Here is a 17,506-nt window from a genome sequence, read left to right as displayed (position 1 = left end):
CAACCGTTTCGAGGCCCCCGCATTGACCGGCCGGAAGGATCGCGGCGCGGTCCTGCGAGGACAACCGGGGGAACAGGATGGCGCGGGTCGCAGTCGTGACGGGGGGCTCGGCCGGAATCGGCCTCGCGACGGCCCATCTGTTCGCCGCGCGGGGCTGGTCGGTCGCGATCCTGGCCCGCGACCCCGCCCGCCTCGCCGCCGCCGAGGCGGCTTTGCGGGCCTATGGCCGCCCGGTCCTGGCGATCGCCGCGGATGTCGCCGACGCGGCGGCGGTGGACGCGGCCGCCGCCCGGATCGAGGGCGAGCTCGGCCCGATCCGGGCCTGGATCAACAACGCCATGTCGACGGTGGTGTGCCCGGCCGATGCGATCACGCCGGAGGAGTACCGGCGCGTCACCGAGACCACCTATCTGAGCCAGGTCTTCGGGACGCTCGCGGCCTTGCGGCACATGAAGCCGCGCAACCGCGGGGCCATCGTCCAGGTCTCCTCCGGTCTCGGCATCCGGGCCGCCCCCCTGCAGGCGCCCTATTGCGCGGCGAAATTCGCGGTCTCGGGCTTCACCGACGCGCTCCGGGCCGAGCTGATCCACGACGACGTCGCGGTCTCGCTCAGCGTCGTCTACCTGCCGGCCGTCAACACGCCGCAATTCAACTGGGCCCGCAACCGCACCGGCCACGCCCAGCAGGCCCCCGATCCGGTCTTCGACCCGCGCCTCTGCGCCGAGGCGATCCATCATGCGGTGACGCATCCGCGCCGGGAGATCTGGGTCGGCCGCTCGACCCTGATGATGGCGGCGGCCCAGGCGCTCGCACCGGGGTTTGCTGACCGCAAGGCGGCCGAGGCCTGGGAGAGCCAGCTCACCGACGCGCCCGCCCCCGACAAGGCCGGCAACCTGTTCGAGCCGGTGCCGGGCGAGGTCGGCATCGACGGCCGCTTCGGCTCGCGCACCAAGGCGACCCGCTCCGAGTTCTGGTCGAGCCGCGAGCGCGACCTCCTGGTGGCCGGCCTCGCGGGCGCGACGCTCCTGGGATTTGCCGGCCTCGCGGCCCTGGCGCGCGCGCCGCGGCGGCTGCTGCCGCGCCGCTGACCGCGCGGGGGTGGTCGGGCCGGCGATCGCCCGGATGCAATCCCGCCCGCAGCCTGATACCTGACCCCATCGCCGCCTTGAGGACGAGACGCCCGTGCCCGGTTACCTGCCCTTCGCGGGCGCCCTCGCGCTGCCCGCCTACACGTGCGACAATTGCGGCTTCTGGCAGCGCCATTTCGAGACGCCGCCGCATTGCCCGATGTGCCTCGATGCGCGCCACGTCGTGCCGCAGGACGGCTGGCGCTTCTGGACCGAGCGGGAGGCGCAGGCGCGCTTCCCCTGCCACTGGGAGGAGCTGGAGCCGGGGGTCTGGCGCTTCTGGAACGAGCCGGTCTCCGGCATCGGCCCGAGCGCCTACCTGATCCAGACGCCGGCCGGCAATATGGGGTTCGAGGCCTGCCCGGTCTTCAGCGAGGCGGCGCTCCAGCACATCGCGAGCCTCGGCGGCCTGAAGGTCCTGTCCTCCTCCCATCCCCACGCCTACGGGGCCCTGGTGCAGCTGCAGGACCGCTTCGACCCCGAGCTCTGCCTGCCGGCCGCCGATTTCACCTGGAGCGCGGCGCTCCAGGTCTCCTGGCCCTACGATGATTTCCTCGAGCCGCTGCCGGGCCTCGAACTGCACCGCACCGCCGGCCATTTCGACGGGCACGCGGTGCTGTTCGACCGCGCGCGAAAGATCCTGTTCTGCGGCGATGCCCTCAAATTCGAGCTCGATCCGGGAAATCCCCGCCGCGCCACCACGATCTCGGCCCACAAGGCCTTCGTGCGCGGCGTGCCGCTGACCACGAACGAGCTGCGCCGCTACCGCGACGTCTTCGCGATGCTCGATTTCACCCAGACCTGGACGCCCTTCGAGCCGGCGGCGAATTGCGGCCGGGCCGAGGTCCTGGCGCTCATCGACGGGATGCTGGCGACCCGCCCCCACGCGGCGCCGGTGCCCCTCGACAGCCTGCGCTGAGGGCTGGGCCGCCTTCGCCGCGTCGGTTCAGGTCGGTCGGCACAGGACCGCGATGCGGTTGTGGTCCATGAGCCGGAATCCGATGCCGGACGCGCGCAGGGCCGCGATGGCGACGTGGCGCGAGCGCGCGGCCGCCGCCTCAACATTCGCTTCGAGGCGCCGGATGGTCGATAGGGAGAGGCCGCTCGCCCGGGCCATATCGAGCATCGACCAGTCGAGGAGCGCGCGCCCCGCCCGCAGGTGATGCCCCCGCACGGCCTGTTCCAGGCCGGCGCGGAGCGCGCCCGAAACCGCGAGGCTGCCGACCGCCAAGGGCTGCGCGAGGCTGCTCCATTCCGCGATCCGCCCCTGCGCGTCGAGAACCGGGACCGTGACCACCATGAAGCGGCCCTGCCCGCCGGCCATGAGCGGCACCAGCGGCGTCGTGATGTGGACCGAACCGGCGGATCGCGCCGCGAGGCAGTGGCTGCGCCAATGCTCGCGCTCCTGCGCCACGATCGCTACATACGGATTGTCCGCGATCTCGTCGGCGGGCAGCCCCGTGAGGCTGAATAGCTCCTGCGGGTGGTTGAACCGGCCATCGACGGAACTGGAGAATTCGAAGCTCCGGACCGCCGCGAACAGGGCCAGCCGCCGCTGCCGCTCCAGCGCCTGCGCCCGTTCGAGGCGCTCGGGCTCCGTGATGTCCAGCACCGTGCCGGCGGCGGCAAGCGGCCGGCCCTCGGGGGTGACGTAGATCTCGCCGCGGGTCGCCAGGATGCGGATCGACCCGTCCGGGCGGATCACCCGGATCGCATGGTCGCGCAGGAGACCGTCCACCCGGATCTCCGAGACGGTCTCCACCATCGCGAGATCGTCAGGATGCACCCGGTCGCGGAACAGGTCGTAGCTCGGCCGCACGCTGCCGGGTTCGAGCCCGAGCAACCGATAGAATCCGAGAGACCAGGTCTGGATGTTGGCCTCGAAGGCCCAGTTCCAGTGGCCGGTGAGCCCGTAATCCTCGATCAACCGCAGGAACGCGTGCGACGAGAAGGGAGGACCCGCGGCGTTCATCGCCCGGCCTCGGCGACCCCACGCCGCGCCCCGAATTCCTGCCAGGTTCCCGGAGATCCAAGCGGCGACCGACAGGCCCTGCAACAGAAGATCCCGTCATCGATCGCCGCAATAACGCTACGAATACAAATTTTCACGCTGATAGCGCACCGCCCTGAGAGTCAGGCGTCGGATAGCACGCGAGATTGTACGAGCGAAGTCCTAATGTTATCAGAAATGATTGTTTTTAAAGACTAAAATCTGCATCGGCGAAAAAGCATCAGGATGTTTCTCCGCAACATGAGGTCGTTCAATCAGCGAAAACCGCCGCATCATCGTGCTTATAATGAATTTAAGGTGTTCTTTTGGTGCGACGAACGCGGAGCCTTCCTGGCCGGAAGGCCCCGGCGCCTCAACGCTTCGTGTTCGCGGCGGTCTGGCCGAACATCACCTTCTTGGCGTCCTCGCTCATGGTCTTGCCGAAATCCGGGTTGACCTCCGGGGCGCGGGCATAGGCCGCCCGGGTGGCGGGGCGCTCCGCGATGGCGCCGAACCAGCGCTTCAGATTCGGGTGCTCGTCGAGGTTCTGGCCCTGCTTCTCCCAGGGCACGATCCACGGATAGGCCGCCATGTCGGCGATGCTGTAATCGGCGCCCGCCACGAAGTCGCGGTCGGCGAGGCGCCGGTCGAGCACGCCGTAGAGGCGGTTCGTCTCGTTGACGTAGCGGTTGATCGCGTAGGGGATCGTCTCGGGGGCGTATTGCGAGAAATGGTGGTTCTGCCCGAGCATCGGCCCGAGGCCGCCCATCTGCCAGAACAGCCATTGCAGGGTCTCGGCCCGCCCGCGCAGGTCGGCGGGCAGGAAGCGGCCGATCTTCTCGGCGAGGTAGAGCAGGATGGCGCCGGACTCGAACAGCGAGACCGGGGCGCCGCCCCCGGCCGGCGCGTGGTCGACGATCGCCGGCATGCGGTTGTTCGGCGCGATCGCCAGGAAATCGGGCTCGAACTGGTCGCCCGACCCGATGTTCACCGGCTTGATCCGATAGGGGAGGCCGGCCTCCTCGAGGAACATCGTCACCTTGTGGCCGTTCGGCGTCGGCCAGTAATACAGATCGATCATCGGGACTCCTGGGATCACGTCCGGTGAGGGCCGCCCGCGCGGCTTCAGGCAAACGGCTTGAGGCGAAAGGCTTGGGGCAAACGGCACGCGCGGGAGGAGGGCCCCCGCCGCGCAGGTGGGACGCAGGCGTACCGAGGTCAAGCGAGAGCCGGCCGAAGCTTGACATCGACCGGGCCCCTGCGAGCCTGCGGGCACGGCCCGAGCCCGAACCTGCGGGCTCCCCTGACGCGCTTTGAGGGTGACGCGATGGCGATGTCCGAGATCGACGCCATCCGGGCCCGCCTCGCCGCCCATCCGCGGCCGGCCGACCTCGCCGCGCGGCGGGCGCGCCTCGACGGGCTCGGCGCCGATTACGTCCTGCCGGCGGATGTGCGCGTCGAGGCGACCGAGGCCGGCGGCGTGACGGCGGAATGGACCCTCACCCCGGCAGCCGATCCCGCGCGCGTGCTCCTGTTCCTGCACGGGGGCGGCTACGTCTCGGGCTCGCTGGCGAGTCACCGGCACATGGTGGCGGAGGCCGGGCGGCAGGCGGGGGCCCGCACCCTCGCGCTCGCCTACCGGCTCGCGCCCGAGCATCCCTTCCCGGCGGCCCTCGAGGATGCGCTGGCGGGCTACCGCGCCCTCCTCGCCCTCGGCATCGCGCCGGGCGCGATCGCGCTCGCGGGCGAGAGCGCCGGGGGCGGCCTCGCCCTCGCGACCCTCGCGCGCCTGCGCGCGGCCGGCGCGCCGATGCCCGGCTGCCTCTGGTGCAGCTCGCCCTGGGTCGATCTCGCGCTGACCGGCGCGAGCCTGACCACCAGGGACGCGGTCGATCCCCTGATCCACCGGGACTACCTCGCGGAACTCGCCGAGGCCTATCTGCAGGGTACCGATCCGCGCGACCCCCTGGTCTCGCCCCTCTATGCCGACCTCGCGGGCCTGCCGCCGACGCTGATCCAGGTCGGCTCCGCCGAGACGCTCCTCGACGATGCCGTGCGGCTTGCCGGCGCCGCCGCCGCGGCCGACGTGCCCGTCACCCTGGAGGCCTGGCCGCACATGATCCATGCCTGGCACCTGTTCCACCCGGACCTGCGCGAGGGCCGGGCGTCCCTGGCCAGCGCCGGCGCCTTCATCCGGGCGCATCTCGAACCCCGCGCCCGAGCGTGAGCCCGGCGGCCGCCGGGCGCGGGCGCGTCGCGGGGGCGTCCTGCCTCGGCATGCTCGCGGTCGGTGCCAACGGCACCGCCATCATGGCGGCCCTGCCGACCATGCGGCGCGACCTCGGCCTCGGGCCGGCGGAGCTCGAATGGGCGGTCAACGCCTACCTGCTGGCCTCGGCCGCCTGCATCATCCTCGGGGGCAAGGCGGCCGACCGCCTCGGGGCCCGGCTCGTGGCGGTGGCGGGGCTCGTCCTGTTCGCGCTGGCCTCCGGCCTCATCGCCGCCGCGAACGGTCCCCTCGCGCTGCTGGCCGGCCGCACCCTCCAGGGCCTCGGCGCCGCCCTCGCGGTGCCCGGGACCCTGGCGGCCCTCAGCGCCGCCGCCGCGCCCGAGCGGCGCAGCGCCGCCATCGGCGCCTGGGCCGGGGCGCTCATGCTCGGGTTCAGCCTCGGGCCGCTGATCGGCGGCGCGCTCACCCACGCCTTCAGCTGGCGGGCGCTGTTCTGCGCCAACGCGCTGGCGCTGCTCGCGGCCGCCGCCATCCTGGCGAGCGCCGGGGCCCTGCGCCCGGCGCCCCCCGGACGCTTGTGGCGCGGCTTCGACGGCCTGGGCTTCCTCGCCCTCGCGACCGGGATGGTGGCCCTGATCTTCGCATTGCGCGGCCTCGGCAGGGCAAGCGCGGCGCCCTTCGCCTTCGCGGCTCCCCTCGCGGTGGCGGGCGCGAGCCTCGCCCTGTTCCGGCGCATCGAGCGCCATCGCGCCGACCCGCTCGTCGACCTGCGCCTCCTTGCCGTGCCGGACTTCCGGCGCGCCGTCGGAACCGGGGTGGTCGCGATGTTCTGCATCCTGCCGCTCCTCCTCTATTTCAACCTCGATGCGCAGGCGCCACACGGGCTCGGCCTCAGCCCGATCGGGGCCGGCCTCGCCCTGCTGCCGCTCAGCGCCGGCCTGTTCGGCCTCTCGCTCCTCGGCCCCCGCCTCGCGGAGCGGTTCGGGCCCCGGCGGGTCGTCGGCGCCGCCATGCTGGGGATCGCGGCGGCCTGCGCCGGGCTCGCCGCCGCCTCCGCCGCGCACGCGCTCGCGGGTCTCGGCCTCGGCCTGTTCGTGATCGGGGCCGGCCTCGCGCTGCCCTACGCGACGGCGCCGCGCCTCGCGCTCGCCGCGCTCCCGGCGGCACAGGGCGGCCAGGGCTCGGGGCTCGTCAATGCCTGCACCTTCCTGGGCGGAAGCCTCGGCATCACCCTCGGGGGCCTCGCCTATGGGGCCGGCGGGTTCCCGGCCGTGACGGCCCTCATCGGCGCGGCCGCCCTCGTCGGGGCCGGGCTCGCCCGGCACCTCCCCGCATGGAGCAGGGCGCCCGTGTCACCGGCTGCCCTTGCCGGAACCGGGCGGAATCCCTAGAAACCTTGGCATGTCGGGGTGTAGCGCAGTCTGGTAGCGCACCTGGTTTGGGACCAGGGGGTCGTAGGTTCGAATCCTATCGCCCCGACCATCATCCGCGGAGCCGTTGAGTCGAACGATGTCGAGCGCGCGCATCTATCAGCCGTCGAAGGATGCTTCCCAGTCGGGCATGGCCCGCACGAAGCAATGGCTGCTGGAATTCGACCAGACCAGCCCGCGCGAGACCGATCCGCTGATGGGCTGGGTCGGGTCCTCCGACATGCTGCAGCAGGTTCACCTCGAATTCGACACCCGCGAGGAGGCCGTCGCCTACGCCCAGCGCGCCGGCATCGCCTACCGGGTCGAGGAGCCGCACAAGCCGATCGTTCGCAAGGGCCTGTCCTACTCGGACAACTTCAAGTTCAACCGCACGGCGCCCTGGACCCACTGATCCGGGCCCCGGGCCGCGCGGAACATTTCCATCGGTCCTGCGGCGCCGAAAGCGCGCGGATCGCTCATGATTTGTTCCGCTGTTCGCGCCACGCCGCGTAGGGCGGCTCGCGATCGTCGGGCCGGATCTGGCGCAGGCGCATCGGTTGTTCCTCGAGCGGCTTGCACAACTCGGCGTAGATTCCGGCGGTGGCCATCCCGTAACGGTCGGCCTCCTCCGCGGTGTAGCCGAAATAGCCCTCCCGGATTCCGGAGAGCCGCATTGCCGCATGGCACATCGGGCAGGGCTGCCCGCTGGCATAGACGACGCAGCCTGCGAGGTCCCGGCTCCCCAGCCGCCGGCTCGCCTCCCGCAACGCCACCATCTCGGCATGGTCCGTCGGGTCGTTGGTCCGGTGGATCGTGTTGACGGTGCGCGCCAGCACCACCCCATCCTTGACGATCACGGCGCCGTAGGGCGAGCCGCCCTCCGCCACGTTGTCCTGCGCCAGCGCGACGGCGTCGCGCAGATGGGCCTCATGCTCGCTCATGGACTGCTCCGGTCCGGGGGGGCGGGAAGGGGAACGTCCCCGGGCCGGCCCCGGTTCGTCAGAACGCGTAGCGCACCGTGCAATAGGGCATCCGCTCGGCGAGCAGGGCCTGGAACCGGGCGAGCCAGCGCCCCTTCCAGCCGCTGCGGTAGCGCAGGTTCTCGCCCCCGCCCTCCGAGCGCTTGCCCTCCTGGATATCCGGCCGCCACAGGAGGTCTTCCGCCTTCGGGTGCCAGCCGAGATTGACCTCGTGCAAGGCCGCATTGTGCGTGAGCAGGATGATCTCGCACTTGAGTTGCGCCTTGGCGGCGTCCGAGAGCGAATCGTCGATCTCCGCGAAGAGCGCGCGCCAATCCGCCTCCCAGCCCTCGTAGAGGATCACGGGCGAGAAATTCACGTGGACCTCGTAGCCGGCGGCCACGAAATCGTCGATCGCGGCGATGCGCTCGGCGATCGGCGAGGTCCTGACATCGACGATCCGGGCGATGCGCTCGGGCATCAGCGAGAACCGGATCCGGGTCTTGCCCCGCGGTTCGTAGGCGAGAAGGTCGCGGTTCACCGCCTTGGTGGCGAAGGAGCCCTTCGCGTTCGGGATGTCGCGAAACAGCGCGACGAGGTCGCGCACGTTGTCGCCGATCATCGCGTCGACCGAGAGGTCTCCGTTCTCGCCGATATCGTAGACGTGGAATTCCGGATCGATGCTGTCCGGCTCGGGCAGCGGTCCCTGCCGCCCGGCATGCCGCCGGATCGCCGCGCAGACCGCCTCGATATTCACGAAGAGCGAGATCGGGTTGGCGAAACCCTTGCGGCGCGGAACGTAGCAATAGGCGCAGGCCATGGCGCAGCCATTCGAGGTCGAGGGCGCGATGAAATGCGCGCTGCGCCCATTCGGCCGCATCGTCAGCCCCTTCTTCACGCCGAGCACCAGGGTCGAGCGCTTGATCCGCACCCAATCCTCCACCGAACCGGAATTGCCGTGCAGCGACGGGATGTTCCAGTGCGAGGGCACGGGGATGCGATCGGCCTCGGGGAAGCGGTCGAGGATCTCCCGTCCCCGCGCGAAGGCCGTGATGGCCGGCTCGTGATAGATCGTCCGGATATCGATGAGGTCGCGGGGAAGGGCCATGCGGCACGGATGCGGCGCGACTCGGAGCGGCCGCTTCCCCCATATGGCGCGCCCGCCTCAGAGACGGGAGAGCAGATCCGCCTTCTTCTGCGTGAACTCGGCCTCCGTGAGGACGCCCTTGCGGTGCAGTTCCGCGAGCCGCTCAAGCGTCGCGAGGATGTCGGCGCCGCTCGTCCGCGCCGCCTCGTCGGCATCCAGGGATGGCGGCCCGGCATCGCGAGCGGGTTCCGGCGGCGGCCCCTCGATACGCTTCAGGGCCGCGAGATCGACCGCCCCGTGCAGGCTCGAGAAGCGCAACGCCCCATTCGATTGCGAGGCGCCCGTGATGTGATGCTCCCCCGTATCGTAGAGCGTAAGGCCCTTCGCCGATGCGATCGCGAGGCGCCGGGTCTGCGGAAAATAGGCGTAGCGCAGATCGTTCTGCGCCCCGGTGGTCGAGGGCCGGCCGAGCCCGGGCGGGTACCACGTCTCTGTCGTGGCGCCGGCGGCCGCCGCGCCCGCGCCGTCCCACCCGGCCTTCGGCAGGGCGCCGGCCAATTCGCCGCAGAGGTTCGCGACCCGGGCCTTGAGGTCGGCGTCGAACATCCGGCCGACCATGACCATGCCGCCGGAGAACCATTGGCCCATGCCGCCGAGATCTGGATGGTCGAACTGCGCCATGGTGCCGTGTCCAGCTTCGAGGGCGCGCATCAGGTGGCGCACAGCCTCCACGCTGACCCCGTGCCGTTGGGCGATGGCGGCCAGGCCACCCGGCCGCTCGATGCCCTCGTCGATCATGTCCTGTCTCCGCTGACCGCAGGCTCGCCCGCGCCGCTCCGGTAACCCGGCCCCGCCGCCACCGGATCCGGTACGCAAGAAGCGCGCGACCGTGTCGGCGACCGCACGCAGGCGGGGATTGCAGCCTCGCCTGTCCTGGCGGCTCAGCGGCGCTGCGGCAAGCCCTCCTGGTCCTCGTCCGCGGGCGATTTCTGCTGGCGAATGGCAAGCCGCGACCTATCCCCTTGGACACCTGCGACGCTCGTCCCGACGGCTCGCGCTGCATCGCAAAAATTTTCGCCGCGAAGGACCTTCGTCGCCCTCAAGACGTTCACGTTCCGGCTCGGGCGCCCCCGTCTGCCGCAGGCGCGGCCCCCATGTGCGGCAGGGCGCCCACCACCGGAGAGATCATGGCCGACCATACCAGAAACGGGGCAACGCATGGTGCCTCGACGCGCGCCGCTCGGTCCCGAATCCGCGAAGGCCTGCCCTATCCGCGCGGTGCCACCTGGGACGGGCTCGGCGTCAACTTCGCCCTCTTCTCAGCCCACGCCACCAAGGTCGAGCTCTGCCTGTTCGACGATGCCGGCGAGCGTGAGATCGAGCGCATCGAACTGCCCGAATACACGGACGAGGTCTGGCACGGCTACCTGCCGGATGCGCGGCCCGGCACCATCTACGGGTACCGCGTCCACGGTCCCTACGAGCCGAAGGCCGGCCATCGCTTCAACCCGAACAAGCTCCTGATCGACCCCTATGCCAAGGGCCTCGTCGGCTCCATCGAGTGGAACCCGGCCCTGTTCGGCTACCAGATGGAGAGCGGCGACGACCTGACCTTCGATGAGCGCGACAGCGCGCCCTACACCCGCCGCTCCCGCGTCATCGATCCCGCCTTCACCTGGGGCCGGGACCGCAAACCCCACGTCCCGTGGGAGAAGACCATCTTCTACGAGGCACACGTCAAGGGCCTGACCAAGCTGCACCCGAAGGTCCCCGAGCGACTGCGCGGGACCTATGCGGGCCTCGGCAACCCCGCCGTGCTCGATTACATCAAGAGCCTCGGGGTCACGTCGGTAGAGCTTCTGCCGGTGCATGCCTTCGTGCAGGACGATTACCTGCAGCAGAAGAATCTAGTGAATTACTGGGGCTACAACACGATCTCATTCTTCACCCCCGCGCGGCGCTACGCGGCGGTGCCGGATTTCGCCTTCTCCGAGTTCAAGGAGATGGTGGCCCGCATGCATGGCGCCGGCCTCGAGGTAATCCTTGACGTGGTCTACAACCACACGGCCGAGGGCAACGAGAAGGGCCCGACGCTCTCGTTCAAGGGCATCGACAACGCCTCCTATTACCGGCTGCTGCCGGGCCAGGAGCGCTACTACATCAACGATACGGGCACCGGAAACACCTTCAACCTGTCGCACCCGCGCGTCCTGCAACTCGTGACGGACAGCCTGCGCTACTGGGCGACCGAGATGCGGGTCGACGGATTCCGGTTCGACCTCGCCACCATCCTCGGGCGCGAGCCCTACGGGTTCGACGAGGGCGGCGGCTTCCTCGACACCTGCCGCCAGGACCCCGTGCTGAACTCCGTGAAGCTGATCGCCGAGCCCTGGGATTGCGGCCCGGGCGGGTATCAGGTCGGCGGCTTCCCGCCCGGCTGGGCCGAGTGGAACGACCGCTTCCGCGACGATGTCCGCGGCTTCTGGAAGGGCGACGAGGGCCTGTTGCCGGCGCTCGCCTCGCGCATCACGGGCTCGGCCGACAAGTTCAACAAGCGCGGCCGCCGCCCCTGGGCCTCGGTGAACTTCCTCACCGCGCATGACGGCTTCACGCTGAACGACACGGTCTCGTACAACGAGAAGCACAATGAGGCGAACGGGGAGGACAACCGCGACGGTCACTCCCACAATCTCTCGTACAATTTCGGCGTCGAGGGACCGACGGACGATCCGGAGATCCGCACGGCGCGGCTGCGCCAGATGCGCAACATGCTGGCGACGCTGTTTCTGTCCCGCGGGACGCCGATGCTCCTTGCGGGCGACGAGTTCGCCCGCACGCAGAACGGCAACAACAATGCCTATTGCCAGGACAACGAGGTCTCGTGGATCGACTGGGGGGCGGTCGGCGCGGACGAGCGCGACTTGGCCGAGTTCACGCAGCGCCTCGTGCTCCTGCGCAACGCTCTGCCGATCCTCACCCGCGGCCGCTTCCTCACAGGCGCCTTCGACGAGGATCTCGGCGTCAAGGACGTGACGTGGTTGCGCCCCGACGGGCACGAGATGGCGTCCGAGAACTGGAACGAAGGCGGGGCGCGCTCGCTCGCCGTGCTCCTCGACGGCCGCGCCCAGGCGACGGGCATCCATCGCCGCGGCGGCGATGCCACCTTGCTAATCCTCTACAACGCCTATCACGACCTCGTGCAGTTCACGCTTCCGGAGTCGGTTGGCGGCAAAGCTTGGACGCGTCTCCTCGACACGAACCTGCCGGACGGCCAGGATGCGGAGAGCTTCAAGGTCGGCGAGCAATATGCCGTGACCGGCCGCTCGATGCTGATGTTCGTGCTGAAGCCCGAGGAAACCGAAGGCGAGGCCGCGACAGAGATGGAGCGCTCCTACCAGCACGTGATGCAGGCGTTCGAGCGGGCCAATATCGAGAGCGTGCGCTTCAATCTCGGCCCGGAGGATTGAGGTGATCCGCTGGGCCGAACGGCCTGGGGAACGGGCGTTCCGCCGGCGAGTTTGAGACGATCGTGCATCGCCGCGCGTTGGGGAACAGCGCGCGGCGGCGCATGTCAAAGGGGTAGCGCGTGATGGCCAAGATTCTGCTGGTTGAAGACCACGAAGAGATCTGGGACTTCCTGTCCCGGCGCCTCAAGCGCCGCGGCTACGACGTCATCCTGGCCCATGACGGCGAGGCCGGCGTGCAGCAGGCGCGCGCCGGCCGGCCCGACGTGATTCTGCTCGACATGAACCTGCCGGTGCTGGATGGCTGGTCGGCCGCTCGGGCGCTGAAATCCGGCACCGACACCCAGCGCATCCCGATCATCGCCCTCACCGCGCACGCCATGTCTGGCGATCGGGACAAGGCCATCCAGGCCGGCTGCGACGATTACCACCCCAAGCCGGTCGACTTCTCGAAGTTGCTCAGCCAGATCAGCGCCGCGCTCGGCGAGGCTGCGCCGGCAGCCTAGGACATGCGGGCCGCCGGGCCCGCAAGACGCGTGCGTTGTCGAAGTGAGGCGTAGAGCATGAGCGATGATCCCGTCACGGCGCGCCTCATGCGGCAGGGGCTGCCGGTCTTCATAGCGCTCGCCTCGTTCCTCCTCGTCGTCGCCGTGATGGCGGCCCTGTATTTCGGGCGCGACATCCTCGTTCCCGTCACCCTGGCGATCCTGCTGAGCTTCGTCCTCGTGCCGGCGGTGCGCCTGCTGCGCCAGATCGGGATGCCGCGCGTGCCGGCGGTCCTGCTCGTCGTCGTCATCGCGTTCGGGGCCCTGGTCGGCATCGGCACGCTGATCGCGAACGAGGCGGCCCAGCTCGCCGCCGACCTGCCGCGCTATCAGATCACGATGCGCGAGAAGATCACGGCCCTGCGCGGCGCCACGGCGAGCCAGGGCACGCTCTCGCGCATCATCGACATGGCGCAGGATCTCGGCGCCGAGCTTCAGCCCGCCCCCACCGGGGAGGCGGCGGCCAAGCCCGGCACGCCCGACCATCCCCTCACGGTCGAGATCAAGGCGCCCAAGGCCGGTCTCATCGAGACCTTCGGCACCTTCGCGGGCCCGATCCTCCACCCGCTCGCGACCACCGGCCTGATCCTGATCTTCACGATCTTCATCCTGCTGCAGCGCGAGGACCTGCGGAACCGAATGATCCGGCTCGCCGGCTCGGGCGATCTGCGCAAGACCACCGCGGCGATCGACGATGCGGCGAGCCGCCTGAGCCGCTTCTTCCTGGCGCAGCTCGCCCTCAACATCGCGTTCGGCCTCGTCATCGGGATCGGCCTCTGGATGATCGGGGTGCCGAGCCCGACCCTGTTCGGCGTCCTCGCGGCGATCCTGCGCTTCGTGCCCTATGTGGGAGCCGCGATCAGCGCGCTCCTGCCCCTGGTCCTCGCCGCCGCGGTCGATCCCGGCTGGACCATGATGATCGCCACCGCGGCCCTGTTCCTCGTCGTCGAGCCCATTGCCGGCCACGTCATCGAGCCGCTGCTCTACGGCCACTCCACCGGCATCTCGCCGGTGGCCGTGATCCTCGCCGCCACGATCTGGACCTTCCTGTGGGGGCCGATCGGCCTCGTCCTGGCGACGCCCCTCACGGTCTGCCTTGTGGTGCTCGGGCGCCACGTGGAGCGGCTCTGGTTCCTCGACGTGATGCTCGGCGATCAGCCGGCCCTGTCCCCGCCCGAGATCTTCTATCAGCGCATGCTCGCCAACGATCCGGCGGAGGCCATCGACCAGGGCCGCGAGTTCCTGCGCGAGCGCGCGCTCGTCACCTATTACGACGAGGTCGCACTCGCGGGCCTCCTGATGGCGCAGGAGGACCGCTCGCGCGGCACCCTCGATCGCGACCGCCAGGATCAGGTCGGCGCCGCGATCCGCTCCGTCGTCACCCGCCTCGGAGAGGCGCGCGTGCGCCGCCGCATCGGCAAGGGCTCGCCGCGGATCGGCAGCACCGAGACGGCCGCCGCCGTCGCCGCGGCCGGCCCGGACCGGCAGGTTGCCGCCATCGTGCTCTCGCAGGACGATCTCGCGCCGGCCTGGCGCGGCAAGGTCCCGGTCCTGTGCGTGTCGAGCCGCGGGCCCTTCGACGAGGCCGCGACGCTGATGCTGAGCCAGATCCTCGGGCGTCACGGCCTTGCTTCGGAGGTCGTCTCCATGGCGGCCCTGCGGGCGGGCGAGCGCCCGGAACATTCGAATTTCGCCCTGATCTGCTTCTCCTATCTCGAGCCGGTCAGCCTCTCGCAGATCCGCTTCACCGTCCGCCAGGCGCGCGCGGCGGTGCCGGGGGTTCGCATTCTCGTCGGCTTCTGGCGCGAGCGCGACCCGGCCACCCTCGACCGTCTGCGTCGCGCGACCTCGGCCGACATCCTGGCGACATCCCTGAACGACGCGCTGGCCGCCGTCCTCGAAGCCTCGCGCCTCCCGGCTGCGCCCACATCCGCGCCCGTGCAAGGAGCGCCCGCCCTGCTGCCGGAGCCGGCCGCGGCGGCCGCCTCCGCCTAACCGGCCGCCGGCGGCATCAGCTTGATGGCGATGCCGTGGGCATCCCCCTCGAAGACATGCGCGACGTCCTCCACCTGCCACCGGCTCGGCTCCAAGCCGAAAGCCAGGATCACGCATTCACCGATGCGCGGGATGGCCTCGCCCAACGCGAACACGATGGTGCGGCGCATCAGGGCCTCGCCGGACGCGGTCGCGGACACGGGCGCGATGAAGACCACGTCGATCCCCGACATGCTCCTCTCCTCGGGCAAACCCTCGTGCCGCTCAGCAACTTTCGTCGTCATCTCAGGAGTAGTGCAACCTGAAGATTTGGTAGCGCGAGTCTGCGCTTGGAGGAATCACGGCCGAACCATGTCGATCCTGCATGAATTCCCCAGGACGCAGGGAGAGGCAAGAAAATCAGGGCCGTCCATCGGCGTTTCCGTTGAATTGCGCCGAGATTGTTCTTCCTTTTCGCGACGACGTTGCGGGCGACGCGGATAAGCATCCGGCCCTACGCCTTCGTGCGGGACCTCGGCATCCTGCCGCTCGGTCGACAGCCCGGGCCCGGACGCCTAGAACGGTTGCGCATGGCTGCACGATGCCCGGCCTCGAAGAACCCGGTGTGACACACGCGAGCATGGCCGAATCGTCCGAGACTCCTGCGACCGGCCCGAGCGCGCGCGCAGGGTCCGGCTTCCCCACCGCTGAAAGCGATCATCGCGGCGACATCTTCTTCGCCGCGGTCGAGGCGACGCGGATGCCGATGATCGTCACGGAATTGCGCCAGCGCGACAATCCGATCATCTTCGCCAACAAGGCGTTCGCCGCGATGACGGGCTACGCGGCGGACGAAGTCGTCGGCCGCAATTGCCGCTTCCTGCAAGGGCCCGAGACCGATCCGGCGACGGTCGCGGAGTTGCGGCACGCCATCGCGGATCGGCGGGAATTCACCACCGAGATCCTGAATTACCGCAAGGACGGCTCCTCGTTCTGGAACGCGCTGTTCGTCTCGCCGGTGCTGAACCCCGACGGCGAGATCGTCTATTTCTTCGCCTCGCAGCTCGACGTCTCGCGCCGGCGCGACGCGGAGGAGGCGCTGGGGCAGGCGCAGAAGATGGAGGCGCTGGGTCAGCTCACCGGCGGCATCGCGCACGATTTCAACAACCTGCTCCAGGTCATCGTCGGCTATGTCGACATCCTGGCGGCCGGATTGGAGAAGCCGGATGCCGATCGGGCCCGCCTCGGCCGCGCCACTGAGAATATCCGGCAGGCCGCCGAGCGTGCCACCACCCTGACGCAGCAGCTTCTCGCCTTCGCCCGGAAGCAGCGGCTCGAAGGCCGGGCGGTCAACCTGAATGCCCTGGTCGAGGGCATGGCCGGCATGGTCAACCGCTCGCTCGGCGAGCAGATCACGGTCGATTACCGCCTCGCCGACCGCCTCTGGAATTGCCGGGTCGATCCGACCCAGGCCGAGGTCGCGATCCTCAACGTCCTGATCAACGCCCGCGACGCGATGCCGTCCGGCGGCCGGGTCGTGATCGCCACCGAGAACCGCACGATCCAGGACAGCGACGTCGCGGGCGTCGGCCCCTTGCGGGCCGGGCGCTACGTCAGCGTCAGCGTCAGCGACAACGGGACCGGCATCCCGCCGAGCGTGCTCGCGCGGGTGATGGATCCGTTCTTCACCACCAAGGAGGAGGGCAAGGGCACCGGCCTCGGCCTGTCCATGGTCTACGGCTTCGCCAAGCAATCGGGCGGGTCGGCGCAGATCGAATCCACCCTGGGGGAGGGGACGACGGTGCGCCTGTCCTTCCCGGCGACCGATGGCGAGGATCAGGCGGGCCCACGCGCCTCCCGAGGAGGCATCGACCAGCCGGGGACCGAGACGATCCTGATCGTGGACGACCGCGAGGACGTGGCCGAGCTCGCCCGGACGATCCTGCGCGATTTCGGCTACACCACCCTGATGGCCGCCAATGGCCGCGAGGCCTTGGAGATCCTCGACGCCAGCGGGCAGGTCGACCTGCTCTTCAGCGACCTGATCATGCCGGGGGGCATGAACGGCGTGGTCCTGGCCCGCGAGGCGCGCAGGCGCCAGCCCGGTCTCAAGGTCCTGCTCACCACCGTCTACGCCGAGGCGAGCCTGGAGCGAACCGATGCCGGGGGTTCGGAGTTCGACATTCTGAACAAGCCCTACCGGCGCACCGACCTGATCCGGCGCGTGCGCGCGGTCCTCGACGAACCGAAGGGCGCCGGTTGACCGAGAGCGGTCGACGGGCGGCGGGGCTCAGCACGAGGAGCATCAGCATGTCCCGCGGCGACAAGTCGAAATACACGGACAAGCAGGTCCGCAAGGCCGAGCACATCGCCGAAGCCTATGTCGATCGCGGCGTGCCGAAGGGCGAGGCGGAATCCCGCGCCTGGGCGACGGTGAACAAGGACGATGGCGGCGGCAAGAAGCCCGGCGGCTCCGGCCGCGGCAAGGTCACCGGGCACCCGGCGGCGCATAAGGGCGGCGCGGCCGGCGGCAAGGCCGCATCCGCCCGCACCGCCGCCGACCGCTCGGCCTCGGCCAAGAAGGCCGCCGCGACCCGCAAGCGGAACGCCGAGGCCCGCGCTTCCTGACGGGTTCGGCGCGGACCAGGAGGTACAAAGCCCTTTCCTGCCTCCCGGCACGGCCTTCGGGGAGCGGTTCGAGCCAATTGCGGGCGGTGATCC

General features: G+C 70.1%; 16 protein-coding genes and 1 tRNA gene. 11 read left to right on the top strand and 6 right to left on the bottom strand.

The window, feature by feature from the left end; genetic code table 11:
* The first annotated feature begins 77 nt into the window (after window positions 1-77).
* Window positions 78-1,088, top strand: coding sequence for an SDR family oxidoreductase (locus F6X53_RS02325; protein WP_150996834.1), 1,011 nt, complete (start codon window positions 78-80; stop codon window positions 1,086-1,088).
* A 94-nt stretch (window positions 1,089-1,182) separates the two neighbouring features.
* On the top strand, window positions 1,183-2,046 hold the full coding sequence (locus F6X53_RS02320; RefSeq protein WP_150996832.1) for an MBL fold metallo-hydrolase: 864 nt from the start codon (window positions 1,183-1,185) through the stop codon (window positions 2,044-2,046).
* Window positions 2,047-2,073: 27 nt separating this feature from the next.
* Here the strand turns inward: F6X53_RS02320 and F6X53_RS02315 are convergent, their stop codons facing one another.
* Together F6X53_RS02315 and F6X53_RS02310 are read right to left on the bottom strand one after the other, a co-directional pair.
* Window positions 2,074-3,099 carry a PAS domain-containing protein gene (locus F6X53_RS02315; RefSeq protein ID WP_150996830.1) on the bottom strand — a complete coding sequence of 342 codons (1,026 nt, stop codon included), beginning with the start codon at window positions 3,097-3,099 and terminating at the stop codon, window positions 2,074-2,076.
* 391 nt (window positions 3,100-3,490) lie between these two features.
* The gene (locus tag F6X53_RS02310; protein WP_150996828.1) at window positions 3,491-4,198 is read right to left on the bottom strand and encodes a glutathione binding-like protein; all 708 of its coding nucleotides are present in this window, start codon (window positions 4,196-4,198) and stop codon (window positions 3,491-3,493) included.
* Window positions 4,199-4,444: 246 nt separating this feature from the next.
* Between F6X53_RS02310 and F6X53_RS02305 the strand changes: the two genes are divergently transcribed.
* The 4 genes from F6X53_RS02305 to F6X53_RS02290 all read left to right on the top strand — a co-directional run bounded on the left by F6X53_RS02305 (window position 4,445) and on the right by F6X53_RS02290 (window position 7,168).
* Window positions 4,445-5,344 carry an alpha/beta hydrolase gene (locus F6X53_RS02305; RefSeq protein WP_150996827.1) on the top strand — a complete coding sequence of 300 codons (900 nt, stop codon included), beginning with the start codon at window positions 4,445-4,447 and terminating at the stop codon, window positions 5,342-5,344.
* The gene (locus F6X53_RS02300) at window positions 5,341-6,738 is read left to right on the top strand and encodes an MFS transporter (RefSeq protein ID WP_150996825.1); all 1,398 of its coding nucleotides are present in this window, start codon (window positions 5,341-5,343) and stop codon (window positions 6,736-6,738) included. Before F6X53_RS02305 ends, F6X53_RS02300 begins: the two co-directional genes overlap by 4 nt.
* Before the next feature lie 14 nt (window positions 6,739-6,752).
* Window positions 6,753-6,829, top strand: a tRNA-Pro gene (locus F6X53_RS02295).
* A 27-nt stretch (window positions 6,830-6,856) separates the two neighbouring features.
* The gene (locus F6X53_RS02290) at window positions 6,857-7,168 is read left to right on the top strand and encodes an ETC complex I subunit (RefSeq protein WP_150996823.1); all 312 of its coding nucleotides are present in this window, start codon (window positions 6,857-6,859) and stop codon (window positions 7,166-7,168) included.
* A gap of 64 nt (window positions 7,169-7,232) precedes the next feature.
* Here F6X53_RS02290 and F6X53_RS02285 read toward each other — a convergent pair whose 3' ends face one another.
* Genes F6X53_RS02285 through F6X53_RS02275 form a run of 3 tightly spaced genes read right to left on the bottom strand, consistent with a single transcriptional unit; the run spans window position 7,233 to window position 9,600 of the window.
* On the bottom strand, window positions 7,233-7,697 hold the full coding sequence (locus tag F6X53_RS02285; RefSeq protein ID WP_150996821.1) for a nucleoside deaminase: 465 nt from the start codon (window positions 7,695-7,697) through the stop codon (window positions 7,233-7,235).
* A 58-nt stretch (window positions 7,698-7,755) separates the two neighbouring features.
* Window positions 7,756-8,823 (bottom strand): spore photoproduct lyase family protein, encoded by a 1,068-nt coding sequence (locus tag F6X53_RS02280; protein ID WP_150996819.1) that lies wholly within the window; start codon window positions 8,821-8,823, stop codon window positions 7,756-7,758.
* A 57-nt stretch (window positions 8,824-8,880) separates the two neighbouring features.
* Window positions 8,881-9,600: an SHOCT domain-containing protein gene (locus F6X53_RS02275; protein WP_150996817.1), complete on the bottom strand. Its 720-nt coding sequence runs from the start codon at window positions 9,598-9,600 to the stop codon at window positions 8,881-8,883.
* 389 nt (window positions 9,601-9,989) lie between these two features.
* Here F6X53_RS02275 and glgX point away from each other — a divergent pair, with 389 nt between their 5' ends.
* The 3 genes from glgX (at window position 9,990) to F6X53_RS02260 (ending at window position 14,806) form a co-directional block, all read left to right on the top strand.
* Window positions 9,990-12,269, top strand: coding sequence for a glycogen debranching protein GlgX (glgX, locus tag F6X53_RS02270; RefSeq protein WP_150996815.1), 2,280 nt, complete (start codon window positions 9,990-9,992; stop codon window positions 12,267-12,269).
* Window positions 12,270-12,391: 122 nt separating this feature from the next.
* A complete protein-coding gene (locus F6X53_RS02265; RefSeq protein ID WP_150961916.1) occupies window positions 12,392-12,772 on the top strand; it encodes a response regulator in 381 nt (126 codons plus the stop codon).
* Between the two features lie 57 nt (window positions 12,773-12,829).
* On the top strand, window positions 12,830-14,806 hold the full coding sequence (locus F6X53_RS02260; protein WP_150996813.1) for an AI-2E family transporter: 1,977 nt from the start codon (window positions 12,830-12,832) through the stop codon (window positions 14,804-14,806).
* Here F6X53_RS02260 and F6X53_RS02255 read toward each other — a convergent pair.
* Entirely contained in the window at window positions 14,803-15,039 is a 237-nt protein-coding gene (locus tag F6X53_RS02255; RefSeq protein ID WP_150996811.1) for a hypothetical protein, read from the bottom strand. The two genes, F6X53_RS02260 and F6X53_RS02255, sit on opposite strands and share 4 nt — an antisense overlap.
* A gap of 386 nt (window positions 15,040-15,425) precedes the next feature.
* Between F6X53_RS02255 and F6X53_RS02250 the strand changes: the two genes are divergently transcribed.
* Both F6X53_RS02250 and F6X53_RS02245 read left to right on the top strand, forming a co-directional pair.
* Complete coding sequence (locus F6X53_RS02250; RefSeq protein WP_150996809.1) at window positions 15,426-17,048, top strand: hybrid sensor histidine kinase/response regulator; 1,623 nt, start codon at window positions 15,426-15,428, stop codon at window positions 17,046-17,048.
* A 47-nt stretch (window positions 17,049-17,095) separates the two neighbouring features.
* Window positions 17,096-17,413 carry a plasmid stabilization protein gene (locus F6X53_RS02245; protein ID WP_150996807.1) on the top strand — a complete coding sequence of 106 codons (318 nt, stop codon included), beginning with the start codon at window positions 17,096-17,098 and terminating at the stop codon, window positions 17,411-17,413.
* Window positions 17,414-17,506: the final 93 nt, after the last annotated feature.

The organism is Methylobacterium soli, assembly GCF_008806385.1.
GTDB lineage: Bacteria > Pseudomonadota > Alphaproteobacteria > Rhizobiales > Beijerinckiaceae > Methylobacterium > Methylobacterium soli.
The sequence above is the reverse complement of the archived record's forward strand: the minus strand, read 5'-3'. Positions and strand labels throughout refer to the sequence as shown.